A 19,807-nucleotide genomic window follows, 5' to 3' on the forward strand; every position below is an offset into this window, starting at 1 on the left:
GAATCAATGGGTCGATTTCGGCAGAACGGACTCGTCGAAAGCCAGGTGCACCTGCGCATCCCCGGGAATAGAAGGCAAGTGCTCATTCCACAAACGCCAGGCTTCTCGCAACTCAACCATGCGCCCGGGCTCCCGTTCGGCCCGGTTGGCGCGCTCCCGTTCGTCTTCGGCAAGGTTGAACAGGTATTCGTGTCCGTCCATGGCCAGGTATTTCCAGTCGCCTCGGCGCAACGCGCGCTGCTGCCGGTGCGTCATGCGCCATGCCAGATCACGCGATGGATTCCAAAGCGGATCTTTGAACGCGGGCAGCAGGCTGATGCCATCGAGCGGGTAGTCTGGAGCCTCGCCGACGCCAGCGAGGGCGAGCATTGTTGCCGTCCAGTCCATCGTCAGATTGGGTGTGGTGCAGACGCTGCCAGAGCGCATTCCTCGGGGCCAGCGCGCAATCAGGGGCACCCGAATGCCGCCCTCCAGCAAGTCCATCTTCTCACCCACGAATGGCCAGTTGTTGGAAAAACGCTCACCACCGTTGTCGCTGGTGAAGACCACCAAGGTGTCGTCGGCGAGGCCCTTCGCTTCCAGCGCATCCAGCACCCGGCCGATGCCCTCGTCCATGTGATGGATCATGCGCTGGTAGGTGACCAGCGAGCCGCCGTCGGTGTGTTTGAGTCCGGGCGCCAGTTGCGGCGAGAGTGTTGCATCGTCGCGCGTCAGCCACGGCCAATGTGGCGCGCTGTAGTGCAAGCTCAGCAGGAAACCCTTGTCAGCGTTCTGGCGGTTAACAAAATCGACCGCAGCGTCGCTGAGCACATCGGTGAGGTAGCCTTCGCGATGCACAGGGTCATCCCCCTGCCAGAGGTCGTGTTTGCCACGTGGATTGCGATGCGAAAAGTAGTCAATTCCTCCGGAGTGGTAACCAAAAAATTCACCGTAGCCGCTCTTCAGGGGGCCAAAATCAGGCGCCGGCCCAAGGTGCCACTTGCCAACCAGCGCTGTTGCATAGCCCGCTTCGTGCAAGAGCGAAGGCAGGGTTGGATGCGTCGGCGGCAGACCATGGACTTTGTCGCCACCTGCAGGGCCTGACAGCGGCTCCTCCGCGCCACCACGCAGACGGTATTGCCAGCGCCCGGTGATGAGGGCGAAACGTGTAGGCGAACACACCGAGGAATTCGAATACCCCTGCGTGAATCGCATGCCCTCGGCGGCCATGCGATCCAGCCTCGGGGATGTATTGGCCGCTTTTCCCTGTGCGTCTCGCGCGCCGGTGCAGCCTAGATCGGCATAGCCGAGGTCATCGGCGAGGATAAAGATGAAGTTGGTGGCCATAGGGTTGAGGCTCAGTGAAGGTCGGAACGCGCATACCACCCGTGTCCAGACGGAAGGCGTGTGCAGAGCACAACCAGATTGACGCCCGATCGGTTCATCGGGGGCTGCAGAATGCAGGCAAGGTATGCGAGAGCAATGTTTCGCGATCGATGGATTGAACGTCGGTTCGGCCACACAATGCCATCGACACATCCAGCTCCTTGTGGATGATCTCCAGGCACCGGGTGACGCCAGCCTCTCCCATGGCTCCGAGCCCATACAGGAATGCGCGGCCAATCATGGTTCCCCGCGCACCGAGCGCCAGCGCCTTGAGCACATCCTGCCCGGAGCGCACGCCTCCATCCATCCAGACTTCTGCGCGAGAGCCAATCGCATCGACAACGGCTGGCAATGCGGAAATGGTTGAAGAAGCGCCGTCGAGTTGTCGCCCTCCGTGGTTGGAGACCACCACCGAATCGGCGCCGCAGTCGACCCCACGCTGTGCGTCTTCAGCGTCGAGAATGCCCTTGAGGATGAGCTTGCCTCCCCACTCCTTCTTGACCCACTCGACATCGCGCCAATTGAGTGACGGATCGAACTGCGCCATCGTCCAGGCCGACAACGTAGAGACGTCTTCGACCCCTTTGACGTGACCCACAATGTTGCCAAATCCGTAGCGCCGTGTGCCCAGCATGCCTTTGCACCAGCCGGGCTTGGTTGCCAAATTGAGCAGGTTGGCCAGTGTCGGCTTTGGCGGCGCGCTCAGGCCATTGCGGATGTCTTTGTGGCGTTGACCGCCAACAGGCAGGTCCAGCGTGAGCATCAGCGCTCCGCAGTTGGCCGCTTTGGCCCGATTGATCAGGCTTCGGATGAAGTCCCGGTCTTTCATCATGTAGAGCTGGAACCAGAAAGGCGCGGCGGTTTGCGCAGCGACGTCTTCGATTGAGCAGATGCTCATCGTCGACAACGTGAACGGTACGCCGAAGCGCTCGGCGGCGCGTGCGGCCAGAATTTCGCCGTCTGCATGCTGCATGCCGGTGAGCCCAGTGGGTGCCAGCGCCACCGGCATGCTCACAGGCACGTCGATCATCGTCGTCGCCGTGCTGCGTTTTGCGATGTCAACCGCCACGCGTTGACGGAACCGGATCGCCTGAAGGTCGCTCTCGTTTTCACGGTAGGTGGTCTCTGTCCATGAACCCGAATCAACATAGTCATAGAACATGCGCGGCACGCGCTTCTTGGCAAGCGCCTGCAGGTCGCCGATGTGGGTGATGGTTGTCATAGCCTCTTTCTCTTTGGTCAATCAGTCGGGCACTTGCCTGGCGTTCAGCCGCTGCAGCGGACCCGTTGCGTTTGAGGGTTTTCGCACCAATGCGATCTGCGCAGCATTGCGCGGGTGTTCGGGTTATGGCTTCTTGAAGAGAAGCGTGTCTGTGTTTTCAAGAGCCGCTATCCATGGGCGCCGGTGTGGCACCGGCTGAACCCATGTTTGCAGCCACTTCGACTCCGCCCAGGCGTTCAATCATGGCTTGTTGATCTGCCTTGGCCAGGGCGTCCATCGCCTCGGGGTCACAGATCTGGCGCAACGCGGCTTCCATGCGATGCAGCGTGTCTGCGAACGCTGGGTCTGGCGCAAGGTCGTTCATCTCTTCAGGATCGGTTTCAAGGTCAAACAGCTCTGGCCGGAAGCGCACGTAATAGTGAAACTTCCAACGCCCCTTGCGCACCATGAACCCCGCGGTGTTGCTGCCGGCGGCATGGTATTCACTGAAAATCAATCGCTCCGGGTCGGCTGGCGAGGAGGCGAAATCGAGCAACGAGCGCCCAGGGCGATCGCCCATGTAGGGGGTCGCGTCAAGCCCGGCGCCTTCCAGGATGGTCGGGTAGAGGTCGAGCAAGTCCACGGGCGTGTCGCACACATGGCCCTGCGGCACATGGGGCCCGGCAATCAACATCGGCACCGAAACCGACTCCTGATACAGCGTGGATTTTCCCCACAGGCCACGGGCGCCCACATTGTCACCATGGTCCGAGGTGTAAATCACCGTGGTGTTCTCTTGCAGACCACTTTCGCGCAACGCCGCCAGAATGCGACCCACGTTGTGGTCCGTCCAACTGCACAAACCAAAATAGGCTGCAAAGGCGAATAGCCGCTCTTCGGGGCTGCGGAAGCTCTCTTCGTTGCGGGCGAAATCGGCGTAGGCCTCGACCCAGGGGTGGCGCTGGTACCCGGTGCCGGGATGCAGCTTGGGCGCGGGCAGTTGATCCATTGGATATAGATCAAAGAATGCCTGGGGTGCGATCAGTGGAAAGTGGGGGGCAACCAGGCCAACGTAAAGCACGAACGGTTCACCATCGCGCTGCCCGGCGTCACGCAGCCAGTCCACTGTCTGGCGTGTCACCGCGTCGTCGTACCGGGTGTAGGACGACTCACCCGGTCCAATGGTTTCGCCCAGCATGCGCTTGCCACCGAGGTTCGTGAGATAGGGATCGCGGATCGACGCCCACACCATGCCATATCCACCAACCACGTGCATGGGCAGGTGTTCGGCATCGAAGCCCGCAGGATCTTCTTCGGACCGGTAATGCAGCTTTCCCACGCTCTCGACGCGAACGCCCTCGCGTTGCAGCACGTGCCCCCAACCCTCGGGCTGCCCGCTGTAGGCCAGTGCGTTGTCCCAGTGGCGAGTCTGGTGCACTCGATGACCGGTGGCAAAAGCGGCACGCGCGGGCACGCAGATCGGGCTGGGCGTATAGGCGCTGCTGAAGCGTGTGCCCCGAGCGGCGAGTGCATCCAGATGCGGCGTCTTCACCAGGGGACTGCCCGAGCAGCCCATGTGGCGCGGGTCGTGTTCGTCGGACATCAGGACAAGGACATTGCGTTGAGTCATGTGCGGTCTCCTGGTGGCTCATGGGACCTGCAATGACTATGACCGCAGGCGCTTAACTGGTCGATCGCAGCAGGCTCCTCGTGCCGCGAACTCTCGTGTCCAGGCGATTCTTTGACGCACGCTTCCAGCGCGCTGTATCTGCGGGCACACAATGCCTCAGCCTAGGGAAAACCCCGACCCATTAGGTTCGAGATCTTTTCAATGCATTTGTATCCAGGGTCTGGTCTGGGCCCAGCCCTGAAGGGACTTTCAATTTTCCAACCCGGCATTGCAGCGAAGGGCGCCGGAGATGAGCGCACCGCGACTTCACGCTTCGCACCTGGAAGCCGCCACACGAGAAAGGCTGGGCCGGGCACACACGATGAAAGGCCCCGGTTGCACAGCCAGCTTTGGGTACCTGCCTCTGCGGAGCTTCCTCTTGCACGACGGCTGCGACAGGTTGCGAACAGGCTTTAGGCGGTGTGTTGCAACAACAGGTCGCAGGTCAGACGGATGTGCGACTCCAGCGCGAGCGCGGCGCGGGCTTCCTGGCGCGCGAGAGCGGCGATGTAGATGCTGGTGTGTTCTTCGTGCACGTCGCGCTGCACGGACTGGGTTGCCCCCATGCGTATGGCCACGTGCCGGTAACGCTCTCCATGCCGGTAAAGAATGCCCAGCAGGTGTTTGCTCCACGGTGATCGGTGGGCGGCGATCAGCGCTTCGTGAAACCGCTTGTTGGCGGGCTCCCAATGGCTGGGCTCCAGACCGCCGCGCTGGAGTTCGGCCTGCGTCAGGCTGTCGAATGCGGCGGTCAGCTCGGCCTCCCACTGGGGCGAACCATGGCGGATCGACTGCCGCAAGGCCTCCGTTTCCAGCATCACCCGGGTGTCTGTGAGGTCCTTCAGGTCGCCCAGTGATATTTCGCTGACCCGGTAGCCACGCTGTCCTTCCACGGTGACCAGTGCGTCGGAGACCAGCAGCGCAAGGGCTTCCCGCAACGTGCCGGCGCCTACGTCGTAGCGGTCTTTGAGGTGCTCGACGCGCAGCCGCTCGCCGGGTGCGAGGAGGCCTTGCACGATGTCCTGGCGCAGATTGAAATAGGCCCGCTCAGACAAGGTGCGCGGGGAATCGCTGGTCGCACGCACCAGGTGGTCACTGAATGCGTTGATCGGCAACAGCGCGCTTTTCTGTGTGGGTTCGGTCAGTGAGTTCACGTTGAAGCCTCGCCGGATTGTTGACGTTTCAGACGGTAAGCCAGCTGCGGCCGGGTCAGCCCGAGCAGCCGCGATGCGCCCGAGAGGTTGCCATCACAACGCTCGACCGCCATGGCCAGCACCTGCGCCTCCAGCTCCTCGATGGGCACGCCGCTGTCCACAATGCGCTCACACAGCGCGGCGCTGTCGGCGGGCACGATGTGGGCGAGGCGGCCCTGCTCGTCCACACCGTCCTGCCGGCTTGCCGGCATGTTGGGAAACAGGTGTTCCACCTCCACCGTTGCGCCCTGTGTGGCCAGGATCACGCCTCGCTCGACCAGGTTTTCGAGCTCGCGCACGTTGCCCGGCCAGTCGTGGTGCATCAGCGCCTGCAAGGCCCGGTCGCCCAGACCATTGAGCCGCTTGTTGTGCAGCGCGGTGAACCGCGCCAGCAGGTGGTTCGCCAGCGGTTCGATGTCGGCGAGGCGTTCCCGCAATGGTGGAATGCAGATGGGATAGACATTCAACCGGTACAGCAGGTCGCGGCGGAAGCGTCCCTGGGCCACGGCATCTTCCAGGTTCACGTTGGTCGCCGTGACCACCCGCACATTGATCTTGCGCGCGCTTTCTGCGCCTACGCGCTCGATCTCGGAATCCTGCAGCACGCGCAGCAGCTTGGCTTGCGCCGCCATGGGCAGATCGCCGACTTCGTCGAGAAACAGCGTGCCCCCGTCGGCGCGTTCGAACCGGCCAGCGCGCGCCGCATGGGCGCCAGTGAACGCCCCCTTCTCCACGCCAAACAACTCGGCCTCGATCAGTTCGGCGGGCAAGGCCGCGCAGTTCACGGCCACAAAAGGCCCGGAAGCCCGGTCCGAGTGCGCATGCAGCGCGCGCGCGAAGCGCTCTTTTCCAACGCCGGTCTCCCCGGTGAGCAACACGGTAACCTGCGTGTTGGCCGCCCGCAGCATCAGGTCGTGCGCTTGCTGGAAGGCGGGAGAGCTACCGATCAGCATGCCACCCGAAGTGGATGGTTCCAGGCGGGTCTTCAGGGCCTCGACCTGTTGGCTGAGCGCGTCCATCTTGTCCAGCAGGGAGTCGTCTTCGAAATAGGGCCGGTAGGCTTCGCCATCGGACCACTCTTCAATCGGCTTGCCCACGATGTGGCAGTGGTCGTGGCCGCAGGCGCCGCATTTCACCTCCTTGAACAGGATCAGCTTGCCCATGAAGGCGCTGGTGTAGCCGCTGGCATAGCCCAGCAGAATCCAGCAGGCGGGCTCATCGGTCACGCCGTAGGCCAGGCGGTGGGCATGGGCTTCCCACGAATCGTCCCAACGGAATTCACCTTCGTAGTGTCCGGCGGCAATGTCCATCTTGAGGTGCAGCGGCGTGACGCGCGCAGCCCCTTCCAGCATGTGCAGCTGCGGGCCCACCAGGAACATGTCTTCCAGACTGCGGTCGCCCCGGGTCTTGTTGGCGAACTCCGCATCATGCAGCCCGCTGGCGTAACCCATGCGGGTGAGCAAGCGCCGTGTGTGGGCGGTCCCCACGGAGGTAATCAGGTCTTTGCGCAAGGCGCTGAGCGCCGTGGTGTGCAGCAACAGCATGCGCCGTTCGCCCAGCCAGATGGCACCGCTGCCTCGCTCGAAACGCAGGAGTTTGCGCAAGTCGGTGTCGGGTGGGTACTGCAAGCTCGAATCCACGTTGTCTCCTGACGGTTCCGGTTCAGGCTGACCAGATTCTCGATATTTTGGACCATGGAGCCATCGAAGGCAAGTCTGGCCCGTCAGGGCAAGAATTTGATCATTTCATCAACTCAATGGAATCAGACCCCACCATTTCGTGAAATATTGACCTTTTTCGTGGGGTTTTGCCCAAGGGTTTCCACCAATGAGCACGTCAGATCGCCACATTCAAACGGCGAAATTTTAGGGGTATTCCCTTAAATATCGAGATTTATTCGGACATTGGCTCGATCAGGCATGGCTCGTGCAACAGGCATTGCACCTACCGAGTCTGCCCATGCCCACCGTTCAAGCCCCCACCACCAACACCGGCCCGTCTCTCGACCTCAAGAAAAGGTACGTGCGCCTGCTGGAGCGCCGGCCCGACGGACTGGTCAGTTTCGAGTTCTCCATTGGCTGGCCAGAGCTGGCGGTGGAACTGATGTTGCCGGACGCCGCGTTCGAAGAGTTCTGCGACAAGCACCAGGTGATCTGGCGAGAGCACTGAATTCCCCGCCCCCATAACCACACGGAGACAAGACCCGATGAACATTGACCTGCAGGCGCGCGAAATCACTCCGCTGCGCAACACCTTTGCCCATGTCGCCAAGTACATCGGCCATGAGAAAGCCGCATCCCGCTACCAGGAGGCCACCTTCGGCGCCCAGCCGATGGCCAACTTCCAGTACCGTCCCACCTGGGACCCCGAGCACGAGTTGTTCGACGCCTCGCGCAGCCGGGTCGTGCTCGCCGATTGGTATGTGCTCAAAGACCCACGTCAGTTCTATTACGCCAACTGGACCATGACCCGGGCCCGCCAGCAAGACGCTGTCGAGTCGAACTTCCAGTTTGTGAACCAGCGCGGCATGGTGGCCATGATCCCCGACGCGGTGCGCGAAAAAACCCTGTCCATCCTGTTGCCCCTGCGCCATGCCGCCTGGGGGGCCAACATGAACAACGCTTCCATCGCAGCCTACGGTTTCGGCACCGCCTTCACGGCACCGGCCATGTTCCACGCCATGGACAACCTGGGTGTGGCGCAGTACCTCACCCGCCTGGGCCTGGCGCTGGATGAGCCGGAGGCATTGGAGATGGGCAAGAAAGCCTGGCTGGATGCGCCTGAGTGGCAGGGCCTGCGCCGTTACGTGGAAGACACGCTGGTGGTGCAAGACCCGTTCGAGTTGTTCGTGGCGCAAAACCTGGCGCTCGATGGTCAGCTCTACCCGCTGATCTACGGCAGCTTCGTCGACGACCACATCGCCCTTCAAGGTGGCACGGCTGTGGCCATGCTCACCGCCTTCATGCCCGAATGGCACGACGAAACGGCGCGCTGGATCGACGCTGTGGTGAAGGCCGCGGCCAGCGAGAGCGATGCCAACCGGCAGCTGATCGCGCAGTGGATCAAAGACTGGGCCGAGCGCGCCCAGGCCGCACTCTCGCCCGTGGCCCGTCTGGCGCTCGGCGAGCACGGCGAAGCCGCCCTGACCGAAGCCCGCGACAAGCTCGATGCGCGTTGCCGCAAGACCGGCGTTCTGGCCTGACCGGCCTCCTTCACTCATATCAGGAACACCCCATGTCGAACGTATTCATTGCATTCCAGGACAACGAAGAGTCCCGACCCGTGATCGAGGCCATCGCCGCTGACAACACCAACGCCAAGGTCGTGCACTCGCCCGGCATGGTGAAGATCGACGCCCCCGGCCGTCTGACGATCAAGCGCGAAACCATCGAGGAGATCACCGGTCGCCCCTACGACCTGCAGGCCATCCACGTCAACCTGGTCACCCTCTCGGGCCACATCGACGAAGACGACGACCAGCTCACCCTGAGCTGGAAGCATTGAGATGAAGCACCCGTTGCCCCGCTTCGGATCGCCCCTCTCTCCTGCGGGAGGGGGCCGCTCCCTGCGGCCCGGCGAAGGCGGTTCCACGGGAGCACTGACCGAAGACACGCACGCCGGGCACTCATGTGCTTTTTGCCCGCAAAGCCATTAACCACCGATATCGAACCAGGAGACAAACATGGACACCCGTGTCACCAAGAAAAAGCTCGGCCTGAAAGAACGCTACGCCGCCATGACCCGCGGCCTGGGCTGGGAGACCACCTACCAGCCCATGGACAAGGTGTTCCCCTACGACAAGTACGAGGGCATCAAGATCCACGACTGGGACAAGTGGGAAGACCCTTTCCGGCTCACCATGGACGCCTACTGGAAATACCAGGGCGAAAAAGAGAAAAAGCTCTACGCCGTGATCGAGGCCTTTGCGCAGAACAATGGCCAGCTCGGCGTGACCGACGCGCGCTACATCAACGCGCTCAAGCTGTTCATCCAGGGTGTGACACCGCTGGAGTACTACGCCCACCGAGGTTTCGCACACGTGGGCCGGCAGTTCACCGGTGAAGGCGCGCGCGTGGCCGCGCAGATGCAAAGCGTGGACGAGCTGCGCCACTACCAGACCGAAACGCATGCCATCAGCCACTACAACAAGTACTTCAACGGCATGCACCAGTCCAGCCACTGGTTCGACCGGGTCTGGTACCTGTCGGTGCCCAAGAGCTTTTTCGAAGACGCCATCACGGGTGGGCCATTCGAGTTCCTGGTGGCGGTGAGTTTCTCGTTCGAGTACGTGCTCACCAACCTGCTGTTTGTGCCCTTCATGAGCGGCGCGGCCCACAACGGTGACATGTCCACCGTGACCTTCGGCTTCAGCGCCCAGAGCGATGAGTCGCGCCACATGACGCTGGGCATCGAGTGCATCAAGTTCCTGCTGGAGCAGGACCCGGCCAACGTGCCCATCGTTCAGAAATGGATCGACAAGTGGTTCTGGCGCGGCTATCGCCTGCTCACCCTGGTGGCCATGATGCAGGACTACATGTTGCCCAAGCGCGTGATGAGCTGGAAAGAAGCCTGGGAGATGTACGCCGAAGACAACGGCGGTGCACTCTTCAAGGATCTGGCGCGCTACGGCATCCGCGAGCCCGCTGGATGGAAACAGGCCTGCGAAGGCAAGGACCACATCAGCCACCAGGCCTGGAACACCTTCTACAACTACAACGCCGCCGCCCCCTTCCATACCTGGGTGCCCAGCGAAGAAGAGATGCAGTGGCTGTCGGAGAAGTACCCCGACAGTTTCGACAAGTACTACCGCCCCCGCCTGGAGTACTTCCGCGAACAGCAGCAAGCCGGCAACCGCTTCTACAACAAGACCTTGCCCATGCTGTGCACCACCTGCCAGATCCCCATGCTGTTCACCGAAGAAGGAGACCCGAGCCAGATCTGCTACCGCGATTCCGACTACCTCGGCAACAAGTACCACTTCTGCTCGGACCACTGCAAGGGCATCTTCGACGACGAACCCGAGAAGTACATCCAGAGCTGGTTGCCGGTGCACCAGATCTACCAGGGCAACTGCTTCAAACCGGGTACCGACCCGACCGCCGAGGGCTTCGACCCGTTGATGGCCGTGCTCGACTACTACGAGATGAATGTGGGTCGTGACAACTTCGACTTCGAAGGCTCGGAAGACCAGAAGAACTTCGCCGCTTGGCGCGGTGAGGCCCTGAAAGGAGAAGCGAAATGAGCGTTGTTGCCCTCAAGCCCTACGACTTTCCAATGAAGGACGTGCGCGAAAACTTTCCCGCGCCGCTGCTCTACATCGGCTGGGAAGAGCACCTGATGTTCTGTGCTCCGTTCTGCCTGCCGCTGCCACCCGACACACCATTTGGTGCGCTGGCCACAGCGGTGCTGCCGGGCATCTTCGGTTACCACCCTGACTTCGCCAGGATCGACTGGGACCAGGTCGAGTGGAAGAAAAACGGGCAGCCCTGGAAGCCCGACTCCGCGAAATCACTGGCCGACAACGGCCTGACGCACAAGGATGCGATCCGTTTCCGCACGCCGGGCCTGACGGGGATCAAAGGCAGCTTCAGCTGACTTCCCCGCTGCGGCCTGTGCCGAATGCCCTTTCCTCGCACACGTTTGTTACCCATGTACCAAGTCACCATCGAACCCCTCGGCACCACGATTGACGTGGAAGAAGACCAGACCGTGCTGGACGCGGCGCTGCGCCAGGGCATCTACATTCCGCATGCCTGCGGGCATGGCCTGTGCGGCACCTGCAAGGTGCAGGTACTCGACGGCGAAGTGGACCACGGGGCGGCGAATCCGTTTGCGCTGATGGACTTCGAGCGTGACGAGGGCAAGACCCTGGCCTGCTCCTGCACCTTGCAAAGCGACATCACCATCGAAGTGGACATGGAAGACGAACCGGATGCCGAGGTGATCCCGGTACGGGACTTTGGCGCCACGGTCGAGCGCATCGAGGTGCTCACGCCCACCATCAAGGCGCTGCACCTCAAGCTTGACGAAGCCATCCACTTTCAGGCCGGTCAGTACGTGCAGCTGGAAATCCCCGGGCTGGGCCAGAGCCGGGCATTCTCCATCGCCAATGCTCCGGCCGATGCGCAGGCGCGCTGCGCCATTGAACTGCACGTGCGCTGCGTACCAGGCGGCGCAGGAACAACCTATCTGCACGAAACCCTGCAAGCCGGTGAACGCCTGAAACTGAGCGGGCCTTACGGCCGCTTTTTCGTGCGCGCCTCGGCCCGCATGCCCATGGTTTTCATGGCCGGCGGCTCCGGACTCTCCAGCCCGCGCTCCATGATTCTGGATTTGCTCGGCCAGGGCTGCGAGCTGCCGATCACGCTGGTCTACGGGCAGCGCTCACGCGAAGAGCTGTACCACGACGATGAATTCCGTGCGCTGGCCGCCCGGCACCCCAATTTCACCTACGTGCCTGCGCTGTCCAATGAGCCCGAAGGATCCGGCTGGCAAGGGGCGCGCGGCTTCGTGCATGAAGCGGCCAAAGCCCATTTCCCCGATGGCTTTGCCGGCATGAAAGCCTATCTGTGCGGCCCGCCGCCGATGGTTGAAGCCTGCATCGGAGCCTTGATGAAGGGCCGCCTTTTCGAGCGCGACATCTACACCGAAAAATTCATTTCGGCGGCCGATGCCAATGCCCAGCGCAGCCCGCTGTTCAAGCGGGTCTGAGGACAGCACCGGCCATGGCGTTCTCATTCGACTCACGACCCAAGGTCAGCGTGCATGTGGCGCAGACCAGTGAAGCCTACCTGTGTGCGAGCACGGAAAGCCTGCTTCAGGGCATGTTGCGCCTGGGGCGCAAGGGCATTCCGGCAGGTTGCGTCAATGGCGGCTGCGGCGTGTGCAAGGTGCGCATTCTGGAGGGCGATATCAAGGCCCTGGGGCCCATCAGCCGGGCACATGTCAGTTGCGATGAAGAAAGGCAGGGTCTCACCCTGGCCTGTCGTGTGGCCCCCCTCACCGACGTTCGCCTCGAGGTGGCGGGCAAGCTGAAAAAGCCGTTTTCAAAAGGCAACGCTGAATCTGCGACAGCGGCGCCACTTTCACAGCAGCAGTAGACAACTCACAGGAGACAAATCATGGGTGTGATGCGAATCGGGCACGCGAGCCTGAAAGTAATGGACATGGATGCGGCGCTCAAGCACTACGAAAACGTGCTCGGTCTCAAAGTCACCATGAAAGACAAGGCCGGCAATGTGTACCTCAAGTGCTGGGACGAGTGGGACAAGTTTTCACTCATCCTGACGCCATCCGACCAGGCCGGCATGAACCATGTGGCCTACAAGGTCGAAAAAGAGAGCGACCTTGATGATCTGAAAATCAAGATTGAAGCGTGGGGCACCCCCACCAGGATGCTGGACGAGGGCACGCTGCCATCCACCGGGCGCATGCTGCAGTTCAACCTGCCCAGCGGGCACGAAATGCGCCTGTATGCCACCAAAGAGTATGTGGGTACCGATGTTGGCATCACCAACCCGGACCCCTGGCCCGATGGACTCAAGGGCGCTGGCGCCCACTGGCTCGACCACCTGTTGCTGATGTGCGAGATGAACCCGGAAGCGGGCGTCAACACCGTGGCCGACAACACCCGCTTCATGACCGAGGCGCTGGACTTTTTCCTGACCGAGCAGGTGTTGGTCGGACCCAACGGCGACATGCAGGCGGCCACCTGGATGGCGCGCACCACCACGCCGCACGACATCGCTTTTGTGGGCGGCCCCAAGAGCGGTCTGCACCACATCGCCTACTTCCTGGACTCATGGCACGACGTGCTCAAGGCCGCAGACGTGATGGCCAAGAACAAGGTGCGCATCGACGTTGCGCCTACCCGCCACGGCATCACGCGCGGCGAGACCATCTACTTCTTTGACCCGAGCGGCAACCGCAACGAAACCTTTGCCGGTCTGGGATACCTGGCACAGCGTGACCGGCCGGTGACCACCTGGACGGAGGACATGCTGGGCAGCGGCATCTTCTATCACACAGGTGACCTGGTGGCTTCGTTCACCGACGTCTATACCTAGCCCCCCCCGCGCCGCACCTGCGGTGCGTCACCCCCTCGAGGGGGCATCACATGCGGCCCGGCAAAGCCGGTTCCGCCGTGATCTGGAATGGACATCACCTCACCAACACCATTTCCTTCGATGAACCAGTCTCTCTCTGTTTCTTCTTCCGTGATCACGAGCCAGGCGGCTTCGATGGCTTGCCTGGCCGCGATCGCGCATGCCGAATCACTGGGCATACGCATCAATGTCGCCGTGACCGACGCTTCGGGCACCCTGGCGGGCTTCTTGCGGATGCCCAGTGCCTTTTTGCATTCCATCGACATTGCCATCGACAAGGCGTACACCGCCGCAAGCTTCGGCTTTCCCACCAGCCAGTGGCCCGAGCTTCTGGCCGGCGACGAAGCACTCCGTCTCGGCATCGTGCACCGGCCCCGCCTGGTGGTGTTTGGCGGCGGTTTGCCGGCGAAAGAAAACGGTGCGCTGATCGGCGGCATCGGGGTCTCTGGCGGCTCGGCCGAGCAAGACGAGGCCTGTGCCCGAGCCGGACTCGAAGCGCTTGGCCTGACCTGAGTTCTCAACCTATCCACACAACCATGAAACAGTTCCACAACTTCATCAACGGCGAATATGTCGCCACGGGCAAGACCTTCGAAAACCGTGCGCCGGTCAACAACCAGGTGATCGGCCTGGTGCACGAAGCAGGTCAGGCCGAGGTGGACGCTGCCGTCGCCGCCGCGCATGCGGCCATGAAGGGCGAATGGGGCCGTATGAGCGTGGTCAAGCGCACCGAGCTGATGCACGCTGTGGCCGACGAAATCAACCGCCGATTCGACGACTTCCTGGAGGCCGAACTGGCCGACACCGGGAAACCGCGCGGGCTAGCCTCGCACATCGACATCCCGCGTGGTGCGGCCAACTTCAAGGTGTTCGCCGACATCGTGAAGAACGCACCCACCGAGAGCTTCCAGATGACCACGCCAGACGGCGGGACAGCCGTCAGCTATGCGGTGCGTTCACCGTTGGGCGTGGTTGCCGTGGTCTGCCCCTGGAACCTGCCGCTGTTGTTGATGACCTGGAAGGTCGGCCCGGCGCTGGCCTGCGGCAACACCGTGATCGTCAAACCATCGGAAGAGACGCCCGCCACCGCCACGCTGCTGGGCGAGGTGATGAATGCGGTGGGCGTACCCAAGGGGGTGTACCAGGTACTGCACGGCTTCGGCCCCGGTTCGGCCGGCGAGTTCCTGACCAAGCACCCCGGCGTCAATGGCATCACCTTCACCGGCGAAACCCGCACCGGCGAAGCCATCATGGCCGCTGCCGCCAGAGGCGTGCGGCCCGTGAGCTTCGAGCTCGGCGGCAAGAACGCTGGCATTGTCTTCGCAGACGCCGACTTCGACAAAGCCGTGGCTGGCATCACGCGGAGCGCGTTCGAGAACTGCGGCCAGGTCTGCCTGGGCACCGAGCGGGTATACGTGCAACGGCCCATCTTCGACAAGTTCGTGAAGGCACTGAAGGACAGCGCCGAAGCCCTGAAAGTGGGCCCATCGGATGAGCCAGGCGTGAACCTGGGCCCACTGATTTCCGCCGAGCACAAGGCCAAGGTGCTGGGCTACTACGCGAAGGCCAAAGCCGAAGGCGCCACCGTGGTCACTGGCGGAGGCACGCCAACGATGGCGGGCGAGTTCGCAGAGGGCCATTTCGTGCAGCCCACGATCTGGACCGACCTGCCGGAAACCTCCAGCGTGGTGCGAGAGGAGGTCTTCGGCCCCTGCTGCCACATCGCGCCCTTCGATACCGAAGAAGAGGTGATCGCACTGGCCAACGCCACCGACTATGGCCTGGCCACCTCGGTCTGGACACAAAACCTGGGCACCGCACACCGCATGGGCGCAGCCATCGAGGTGGGGCTGTGCTGGATCAACAGCTGGTTCCTGCGCGACCTGCGCACGGCCTTTGGTGGATCCAAGTCGTCCGGCATCGGCCGCGAAGGCGGCGTGCACTCGCTGGAGTTCTATACCGAGCTGCGCAACGTGATGGTGAAACTGTGAGCCCCGTGGATATGACCACCCCCGCGCCACGCCTGCGGCGTGTCACCCCCTTAAGGGGGCGGCATTGGCGGCCCGGCAAAGCCGGTTCCGCGATGCCCTCGGTGAACGGCCTCTGGCGCGCCGCCATGTCAACGAAACAAGGAGGCACCCATGAATGCACCCCATAACCCCGAAGTCGCGCGAAGCGTCCGCACGGGCAGCTTCCATACGAACGTGCACGACCTCGGCGCTGCGAAACCGGGCCAGCCCCCGGTGCTGTTCATCCATGGCTCTGGCCCCGGTGTGAGCGCGTGGGCCAACTGGCGCCTGGCGTTGCCTGTCATCGCGGAACAACGCCGCGTGATCGCGCCCGACATGGTGGGCTTCGGCTACACCGATCGACCCGAAGGCATCACCTACGACATGGACACCTGGGTGCGACAGGCGCTGGACCTGCTGGATGCCCTGGTGCTGCCGCAGGTGGATCTGGTGGGCAACAGCTTTGGCGGCGCGCTGGCCCTGGCGCTGGCCATCCGGGCTCCGCAGCGCGTGCGCCGTCTGGTGCTGATGGGGTCGGTGGGTGTGCCGTTTCCCATCACGCGCGGACTCGACGCCGTTTGGGGCTACCAGCCTTCGCTGGCCAACATGCGCAGCCTGCTCGACATCTTTGCGCACAGCCGCAAGCTCGTCACAGACGAACTCGCGCGGCTGCGCTTTGACGCCAGTGTGCGTCCCGGCTTTCAGGAATCGTTCGGCGCCATGTTCCCCGCACCGCGGCAGCGCTGGGTCGACGCCATGGCCAGTCCAGAGGCCGCCATTCGCGCGCTGCCGCACGAAACGCTCATCGTGCATGGCCGCGAAGACAAGGTGATTCCGCTGAGCAACTCACTCACGCTGAGTCAGTGGATTCCCAACAGCCAGCTGCATGTGTTTGGCCACTGCGGTCACTGGACACAGATTGAACATGCCGCGCGCTTCGCCCGCCTGGTCGGCGATTTCCTGACCGAAGCCGACGCCAGCTGATCTTCCTTCCTTTTTTTGGCTCCACCAGAACAACACCATGGACACCACCACCATTCAGAAATACGGCGACGAACTCTTCCAGGCGCTGCAAAGCCGCCAAGCCGTTGCGCCCCTCACCGACCGCGAACCCGGTATCACGATCGAAGACGCCTACCAGATCCAGCTGCGCATGATCCAGCGCCGGCTCGATGCTGGCGAACACGTGGTGGGCAAAAAAATCGGCGTCACCAGCAAAGTGGTGATGGACATGCTCAAGGTCAACCAGCCCGACTTCGGCCACCTGCTCTCGGGCATGGTGTTCAACGAGGGCGAGCCGCTGTCCATGGGACAGTTCATCGCCCCCAAGGCTGAAGCCGAGGTGGCTTTCATCCTGTCGCGTGACCTTGAAGGCCCGGGTGTCACCGCCGCCGACGTGCTGCGCGCCACCGACTGCGTGATGCCCTGTTTCGAAATCGTTGACTCCCGCATCCGCGACTGGAAGATCAAGATTGAGGACACCGTGGCCGACAACGCATCCTGCGGTGTGCTCACACTGGGCGGCGTGCGCAAAAACCCGCGCCAGATCGATCTCGCGCTGGCCGGCATGGTGCTGGAGAAAAACGGCGAGGTCATCAGCACCTCGGCAGGGGCCTCGGTGCAAGGCTCACCCGTCAATGCCGTGGCCTGGCTGGCCAACACCCTGGGCCGCCTGGGCATCTCGCTCAAGGCCGGCGATGTGATCCTCTCTGGTTCGCAATCGCCACTGGTGCCCGTGGTCGCAGGCGACAGCCTGTATTGCAGCGTCGGTGGACTTGGCGGCACATCGGTCCGGTTCACCCCATGAAACACCCCCGCGCCGCCTTCAGCGTCACCCCCTCAAGGGAACGCCAGCAGGGGTCGGGCAAAGCCGGGTCCACGCTGGCCATGACCGCCGCGCCCCCTCCTCTCGCCGCCCACGTGCGCACGATCCATTCGGACAAGGAACTCTGAACATGACACTCGAACCCAAAACCATCGCATCCCTTGCCGAGCACCTCGAAAACGCCGAGCTGCAGACCACGGACGTCACCAAGATCACGGACGACCATCCCGCCATGGACTGGGATGACGCCTATGCGATCCAGGATGCCATTCGCCAGCGCAAGGAGTCCCGCGGCCAACGAACCGTGGGCCTGAAATGCGGCCTCACCTCGCACGCCAAGATGAAACAGATGGGTGTGACCACGCCGGTGTTTGGCTTCATATCGGACTACATGGCCTGCCCCGAAGGGGGCGACATCAGGATGTCTGAACTCATCCACCCCAAGGTGGAAGCCGAGATCTGCATCGTCACCAGGAGCGCGCTGCGCGGCCCCGGATGCCATGTGGGCGCGGTGCTTGCGGCGATTGACTTTGTGCTGCCCGGCGTCGAAATCATCGACAGCCGCTACCGCGATTTCAAGTTCGACCTGAAGAGTGTGATCGCCGACAACACCTCTGCCTCGCGCTTCGTCGTCGGCGGGCGCGCACGCCATGCCGACGAACTGGACCTGCGCACGCTGGGCGTGGTGCTGGAGAAAAACGGCGAGATCGTCGCCATGGCCGCCGGCGCGGCCGTGATGGGCCACCCGGCCGCCGCCATCGCCGCCCTGGCCAACCACCTGGGCGCACGCGGGCAAGAGATTCCTGCGGGCACTTTCATCATGACCGGCGGCGTCACCGAGGCGATCTCGGTGAAGGCAGGCGACAGCATCAACGTGCGCTTCCAGGACCTGGGTACGGTCGGCATGCGCTTTGTCTGAGGAGAAAACCATGGCCCGTCTTGAGACCCTCTATATCGACTCCTCGCATGAACTGGCAGAAGATTTTGCCTTCTTCGAGCGAACGCTGGGGTTTGTGCCCAACAGCTTGCTGACCATGGCGAGGCGGCCCGGCCTTGCGCGGGGTCTGATCGCGCTCAGCCGCGGCGTCTACGACCCCAAAGGGGAAGTCGACCTCGGGCTGAAGCGCCTGGTGGGTCATGTCGCGAGCATGGCCGCAGGCTGCATGTATTGCCGCGCTCACACGGCGACCAGTGCAATGCGTCATGGCATCGACGAAAACAAACTGAGTGCGATCGCTGACTACGCTACCAGCCCTTTGTTTTCAGAAGCGGAGCGGGCGGCGCTCGACTTTGCGCTGGCGGCTGCCAGCGTGCCCAACGGCGTCACAGACGAACTTTTCAAACGCTTGCAGACCCACTGGAGCGAGGGGCAGATCGTCGAGATTCTCGGCGTCATCGGTCTGTTCGGATTCTTCAACCGCTGGAACGACTCACTGGCCACCACGCTGGAAGCCGAACCCATGGACATCGCAAAGACCACGCTTGGCCCAAGTGGCTGGAACATCGGAAAACATTCAAAGGATCCAACATGAAGACAATCAAATGTGCACTCATCGGCCCTGGCAACATCGGCACCGACCTGTTGGCCAAGCTGCAACGCAGCAAGGTGCTCGAACCCGTCTGGATGGTCGGCATCGACCCAAACTCTGATGGCCTGAAGCGCGCCAAAGAAATGGGGATCAAGACCACCGCCGACGGCGTGGACGGACTCATCCCGCACATGAAGGCCGACGGCGTGCAGATCGTTTTCGACGCGACCAGCGCCTACGCACATGCCGAGAACAGCCGCAAGGTCAATGCGCAGGGCGCGATGATGATCGACCTCACGCCTGCGGCCATCGGTCCCTACTGCATACCCCCGGTCAACTTGAAGCAGCACGTGGGCAAGCGCGAGATGAACGTGAACATGGTCACCTGCGGCGGCCAGGCCACGATCCCCATGGTGGCGGCAGTGAGCCGTGTGCAGGCGGTGGCCTACGGAGAAATCATCGCCACGGTGTCCAGCAAATCGGTCGGGCCGGGCACACGCAAGAACATCGACGAGTTCACCCGAACCACCGCTGGCGCAGTGGAAAAAGTGGGTGGCGCCAGGAAGGGCAAGGCCATCATCGTCATCAACCCGGCCGAGCCGCCGCTGATCATGCGCGACACGGTGCATTGCCTGACCGAGGACGAGCCTGATCAGGCTGCGATCACCAAGTCCATTCACGACATGATCAAAGAGGTGCAGAAATACGTGCCGGGCTACAAGCTGGTCAACGGACCGGTGTTTGACGGCAAGCGTGTCTCGGTCTTCATGGAGGTCGAAGGCCTGGGCGACTACCTGCCCAAGTACGCCGGCAACCTCGACATCATGACCGCCGCCGCTGCCCGAACCGCCGAAATGTTCGCCGAAGAGATGCTCAACGGCACGCTCACGCTCGAAGCCCTGCCTGCCTGA

The 19,807-nt window shown here is 62.6% G+C and carries 21 protein-coding genes; 16 read left to right on the top strand and 5 right to left on the bottom strand.

Annotated features, from left to right (window positions below; translation table 11 throughout):
- Window positions 1-3: 3 nt before the first annotated feature.
- The 5 genes from LPB072_RS18100 to LPB072_RS18120 all read right to left on the bottom strand — a co-directional run bounded on the left by LPB072_RS18100 (window position 4) and on the right by LPB072_RS18120 (window position 7,068).
- Complete coding sequence (locus tag LPB072_RS18100; protein ID WP_066085348.1) at window positions 4-1,326, bottom strand: sulfatase-like hydrolase/transferase; 1,323 nt, start codon at window positions 1,324-1,326, stop codon at window positions 4-6.
- A gap of 94 nt (window positions 1,327-1,420) precedes the next feature.
- Window positions 1,421-2,587, bottom strand: coding sequence for an alpha-hydroxy acid oxidase (locus LPB072_RS18105; protein WP_066085346.1), 1,167 nt, complete (start codon window positions 2,585-2,587; stop codon window positions 1,421-1,423).
- Between the two features lie 157 nt (window positions 2,588-2,744).
- Window positions 2,745-4,196: a sulfatase-like hydrolase/transferase gene (locus LPB072_RS18110; RefSeq protein ID WP_066085344.1), complete on the bottom strand. Its 1,452-nt coding sequence runs from the start codon at window positions 4,194-4,196 to the stop codon at window positions 2,745-2,747.
- Between the two features lie 452 nt (window positions 4,197-4,648).
- Window positions 4,649-5,350 carry a GntR family transcriptional regulator gene (locus LPB072_RS18115; RefSeq protein WP_407927816.1) on the bottom strand — a complete coding sequence of 234 codons (702 nt, stop codon included), beginning with the start codon at window positions 5,348-5,350 and terminating at the stop codon, window positions 4,649-4,651.
- 35 nt (window positions 5,351-5,385) lie between these two features.
- Window positions 5,386-7,068, bottom strand: a complete 1,683-nt coding sequence (locus LPB072_RS18120) for a sigma-54-dependent Fis family transcriptional regulator (protein ID WP_066085343.1) — start codon at window positions 7,066-7,068, stop codon at window positions 5,386-5,388.
- Between the two features lie 319 nt (window positions 7,069-7,387).
- Between LPB072_RS18120 and LPB072_RS18125 the strand changes: the two genes are divergently transcribed.
- From LPB072_RS18125 to LPB072_RS18195, 16 genes are all read left to right on the top strand, one after another.
- Window positions 7,388-7,597, top strand: a complete 210-nt coding sequence (locus LPB072_RS18125) for a phenol hydroxylase subunit (RefSeq protein ID WP_066085342.1) — start codon at window positions 7,388-7,390, stop codon at window positions 7,595-7,597.
- Between the two features lie 37 nt (window positions 7,598-7,634).
- Window positions 7,635-8,630: an aromatic/alkene monooxygenase hydroxylase subunit beta gene (locus LPB072_RS18130; protein WP_066085339.1), complete on the top strand. Its 996-nt coding sequence runs from the start codon at window positions 7,635-7,637 to the stop codon at window positions 8,628-8,630.
- Between the two features lie 32 nt (window positions 8,631-8,662).
- Window positions 8,663-8,932, top strand: coding sequence for an MmoB/DmpM family protein (locus LPB072_RS18135; RefSeq protein WP_066085336.1), 270 nt, complete (start codon window positions 8,663-8,665; stop codon window positions 8,930-8,932).
- Between the two features lie 178 nt (window positions 8,933-9,110).
- The gene (locus tag LPB072_RS18140; protein WP_066085334.1) at window positions 9,111-10,670 is read left to right on the top strand and encodes an aromatic/alkene/methane monooxygenase hydroxylase/oxygenase subunit alpha; all 1,560 of its coding nucleotides are present in this window, start codon (window positions 9,111-9,113) and stop codon (window positions 10,668-10,670) included.
- Window positions 10,667-11,023 (top strand): phenol hydroxylase subunit P4, encoded by a 357-nt coding sequence (locus LPB072_RS18145; RefSeq protein ID WP_066085332.1) that lies wholly within the window; start codon window positions 10,667-10,669, stop codon window positions 11,021-11,023. The genes LPB072_RS18140 and LPB072_RS18145 overlap by 4 nt, the downstream gene beginning before the upstream one ends.
- 54 nt (window positions 11,024-11,077) lie before the next feature.
- Window positions 11,078-12,139 (top strand): NADH:ubiquinone reductase (Na(+)-transporting) subunit F, encoded by a 1,062-nt coding sequence (locus LPB072_RS18150; RefSeq protein ID WP_066085331.1) that lies wholly within the window; start codon window positions 11,078-11,080, stop codon window positions 12,137-12,139.
- Between the two features lie 14 nt (window positions 12,140-12,153).
- The gene (locus tag LPB072_RS18155) at window positions 12,154-12,528 is read left to right on the top strand and encodes a 2Fe-2S iron-sulfur cluster binding domain-containing protein (protein ID WP_066085330.1); all 375 of its coding nucleotides are present in this window, start codon (window positions 12,154-12,156) and stop codon (window positions 12,526-12,528) included.
- Between the two features lie 21 nt (window positions 12,529-12,549).
- Window positions 12,550-13,494: a catechol 2,3-dioxygenase gene (locus LPB072_RS18160; protein ID WP_066085328.1), complete on the top strand. Its 945-nt coding sequence runs from the start codon at window positions 12,550-12,552 to the stop codon at window positions 13,492-13,494.
- A 120-nt stretch (window positions 13,495-13,614) separates the two neighbouring features.
- Window positions 13,615-14,046 (top strand): GlcG/HbpS family heme-binding protein, encoded by a 432-nt coding sequence (locus LPB072_RS18165; RefSeq protein WP_066085327.1) that lies wholly within the window; start codon window positions 13,615-13,617, stop codon window positions 14,044-14,046.
- Between the two features lie 23 nt (window positions 14,047-14,069).
- Window positions 14,070-15,524: a 2-hydroxymuconic semialdehyde dehydrogenase gene (locus LPB072_RS18170; RefSeq protein WP_066085326.1), complete on the top strand. Its 1,455-nt coding sequence runs from the start codon at window positions 14,070-14,072 to the stop codon at window positions 15,522-15,524.
- A 150-nt stretch (window positions 15,525-15,674) separates the two neighbouring features.
- A complete protein-coding gene (locus LPB072_RS18175) occupies window positions 15,675-16,526 on the top strand; it encodes an alpha/beta fold hydrolase (protein WP_066085325.1) in 852 nt (283 codons plus the stop codon).
- 37 nt (window positions 16,527-16,563) lie between these two features.
- Window positions 16,564-17,349, top strand: a complete 786-nt coding sequence (gene dmpE, locus LPB072_RS18180; RefSeq protein WP_066085324.1) for a 2-oxopent-4-enoate hydratase — start codon at window positions 16,564-16,566, stop codon at window positions 17,347-17,349.
- Window positions 17,346-17,495 carry a hypothetical protein gene (locus LPB072_RS23545; protein WP_157559355.1) on the top strand — a complete coding sequence of 50 codons (150 nt, stop codon included), beginning with the start codon at window positions 17,346-17,348 and terminating at the stop codon, window positions 17,493-17,495. Before dmpE ends, LPB072_RS23545 begins: the two co-directional genes overlap by 4 nt.
- A 2-nt stretch (window positions 17,496-17,497) precedes the next feature.
- Window positions 17,498-18,286 (top strand): 2-oxo-3-hexenedioate decarboxylase, encoded by a 789-nt coding sequence (dmpH, locus tag LPB072_RS18185; protein ID WP_066085323.1) that lies wholly within the window; start codon window positions 17,498-17,500, stop codon window positions 18,284-18,286.
- Between the two features lie 10 nt (window positions 18,287-18,296).
- Window positions 18,297-18,899 (top strand): carboxymuconolactone decarboxylase family protein, encoded by a 603-nt coding sequence (locus tag LPB072_RS18190; RefSeq protein ID WP_066085322.1) that lies wholly within the window; start codon window positions 18,297-18,299, stop codon window positions 18,897-18,899.
- Window positions 18,896-19,807: an acetaldehyde dehydrogenase (acetylating) gene (locus tag LPB072_RS18195; RefSeq protein WP_066085317.1), complete on the top strand. Its 912-nt coding sequence runs from the start codon at window positions 18,896-18,898 to the stop codon at window positions 19,805-19,807. The genes LPB072_RS18190 and LPB072_RS18195 overlap by 4 nt, the downstream gene beginning before the upstream one ends.

The organism is Hydrogenophaga crassostreae (assembly GCF_001761385.1).
Taxonomy (GTDB): domain Bacteria; phylum Pseudomonadota; class Gammaproteobacteria; order Burkholderiales; family Burkholderiaceae_C; genus Hydrogenophaga; species Hydrogenophaga crassostreae.

Bases quoted from the DNA above. Each gene is read 5' to 3' on its own strand.
- LPB072_RS18100 (WP_066085348.1), bottom strand. From the start codon at position 1,326: ATGGCCACCAACTTCATCTTTATCCTCGCCGATGACCTCGGCTATGCC.
- LPB072_RS18105 (WP_066085346.1), bottom strand. From the start codon at position 2,587: ATGACAACCATCACCCACATCGGCGACCTGCAGGCGCTTGCCAAGAAG.
- LPB072_RS18110 (WP_066085344.1), bottom strand. From the start codon at position 4,196: ATGACTCAACGCAATGTCCTTGTCCTGATGTCCGACGAACACGACCCG.
- LPB072_RS18125 (WP_066085342.1), top strand. From the start codon at position 7,388: ATGCCCACCGTTCAAGCCCCCACCACCAACACCGGCCCGTCTCTCGAC.
- LPB072_RS18130 (WP_066085339.1), top strand. From the start codon at position 7,635: ATGAACATTGACCTGCAGGCGCGCGAAATCACTCCGCTGCGCAACACC.
- LPB072_RS18135 (WP_066085336.1), top strand. From the start codon at position 8,663: ATGTCGAACGTATTCATTGCATTCCAGGACAACGAAGAGTCCCGACCC.
- LPB072_RS18140 (WP_066085334.1), top strand. From the start codon at position 9,111: ATGGACACCCGTGTCACCAAGAAAAAGCTCGGCCTGAAAGAACGCTAC.
- LPB072_RS18145 (WP_066085332.1), top strand. From the start codon at position 10,667: ATGAGCGTTGTTGCCCTCAAGCCCTACGACTTTCCAATGAAGGACGTG.
- LPB072_RS18150 (WP_066085331.1), top strand. From the start codon at position 11,078: ATGTACCAAGTCACCATCGAACCCCTCGGCACCACGATTGACGTGGAA.
- LPB072_RS18155 (WP_066085330.1), top strand. From the start codon at position 12,154: ATGGCGTTCTCATTCGACTCACGACCCAAGGTCAGCGTGCATGTGGCG.
- LPB072_RS18160 (WP_066085328.1), top strand. From the start codon at position 12,550: ATGGGTGTGATGCGAATCGGGCACGCGAGCCTGAAAGTAATGGACATG.
- LPB072_RS18165 (WP_066085327.1), top strand. From the start codon at position 13,615: ATGAACCAGTCTCTCTCTGTTTCTTCTTCCGTGATCACGAGCCAGGCG.
- LPB072_RS18170 (WP_066085326.1), top strand. From the start codon at position 14,070: ATGAAACAGTTCCACAACTTCATCAACGGCGAATATGTCGCCACGGGC.
- LPB072_RS18175 (WP_066085325.1), top strand. From the start codon at position 15,675: ATGAATGCACCCCATAACCCCGAAGTCGCGCGAAGCGTCCGCACGGGC.
- dmpE (WP_066085324.1), top strand. From the start codon at position 16,564: ATGGACACCACCACCATTCAGAAATACGGCGACGAACTCTTCCAGGCG.
- LPB072_RS23545 (WP_157559355.1), top strand. From the start codon at position 17,346: ATGAAACACCCCCGCGCCGCCTTCAGCGTCACCCCCTCAAGGGAACGC.
- dmpH (WP_066085323.1), top strand. From the start codon at position 17,498: ATGACACTCGAACCCAAAACCATCGCATCCCTTGCCGAGCACCTCGAA.
- LPB072_RS18190 (WP_066085322.1), top strand. From the start codon at position 18,297: ATGGCCCGTCTTGAGACCCTCTATATCGACTCCTCGCATGAACTGGCA.
- LPB072_RS18195 (WP_066085317.1), top strand. From the start codon at position 18,896: ATGAAGACAATCAAATGTGCACTCATCGGCCCTGGCAACATCGGCACC.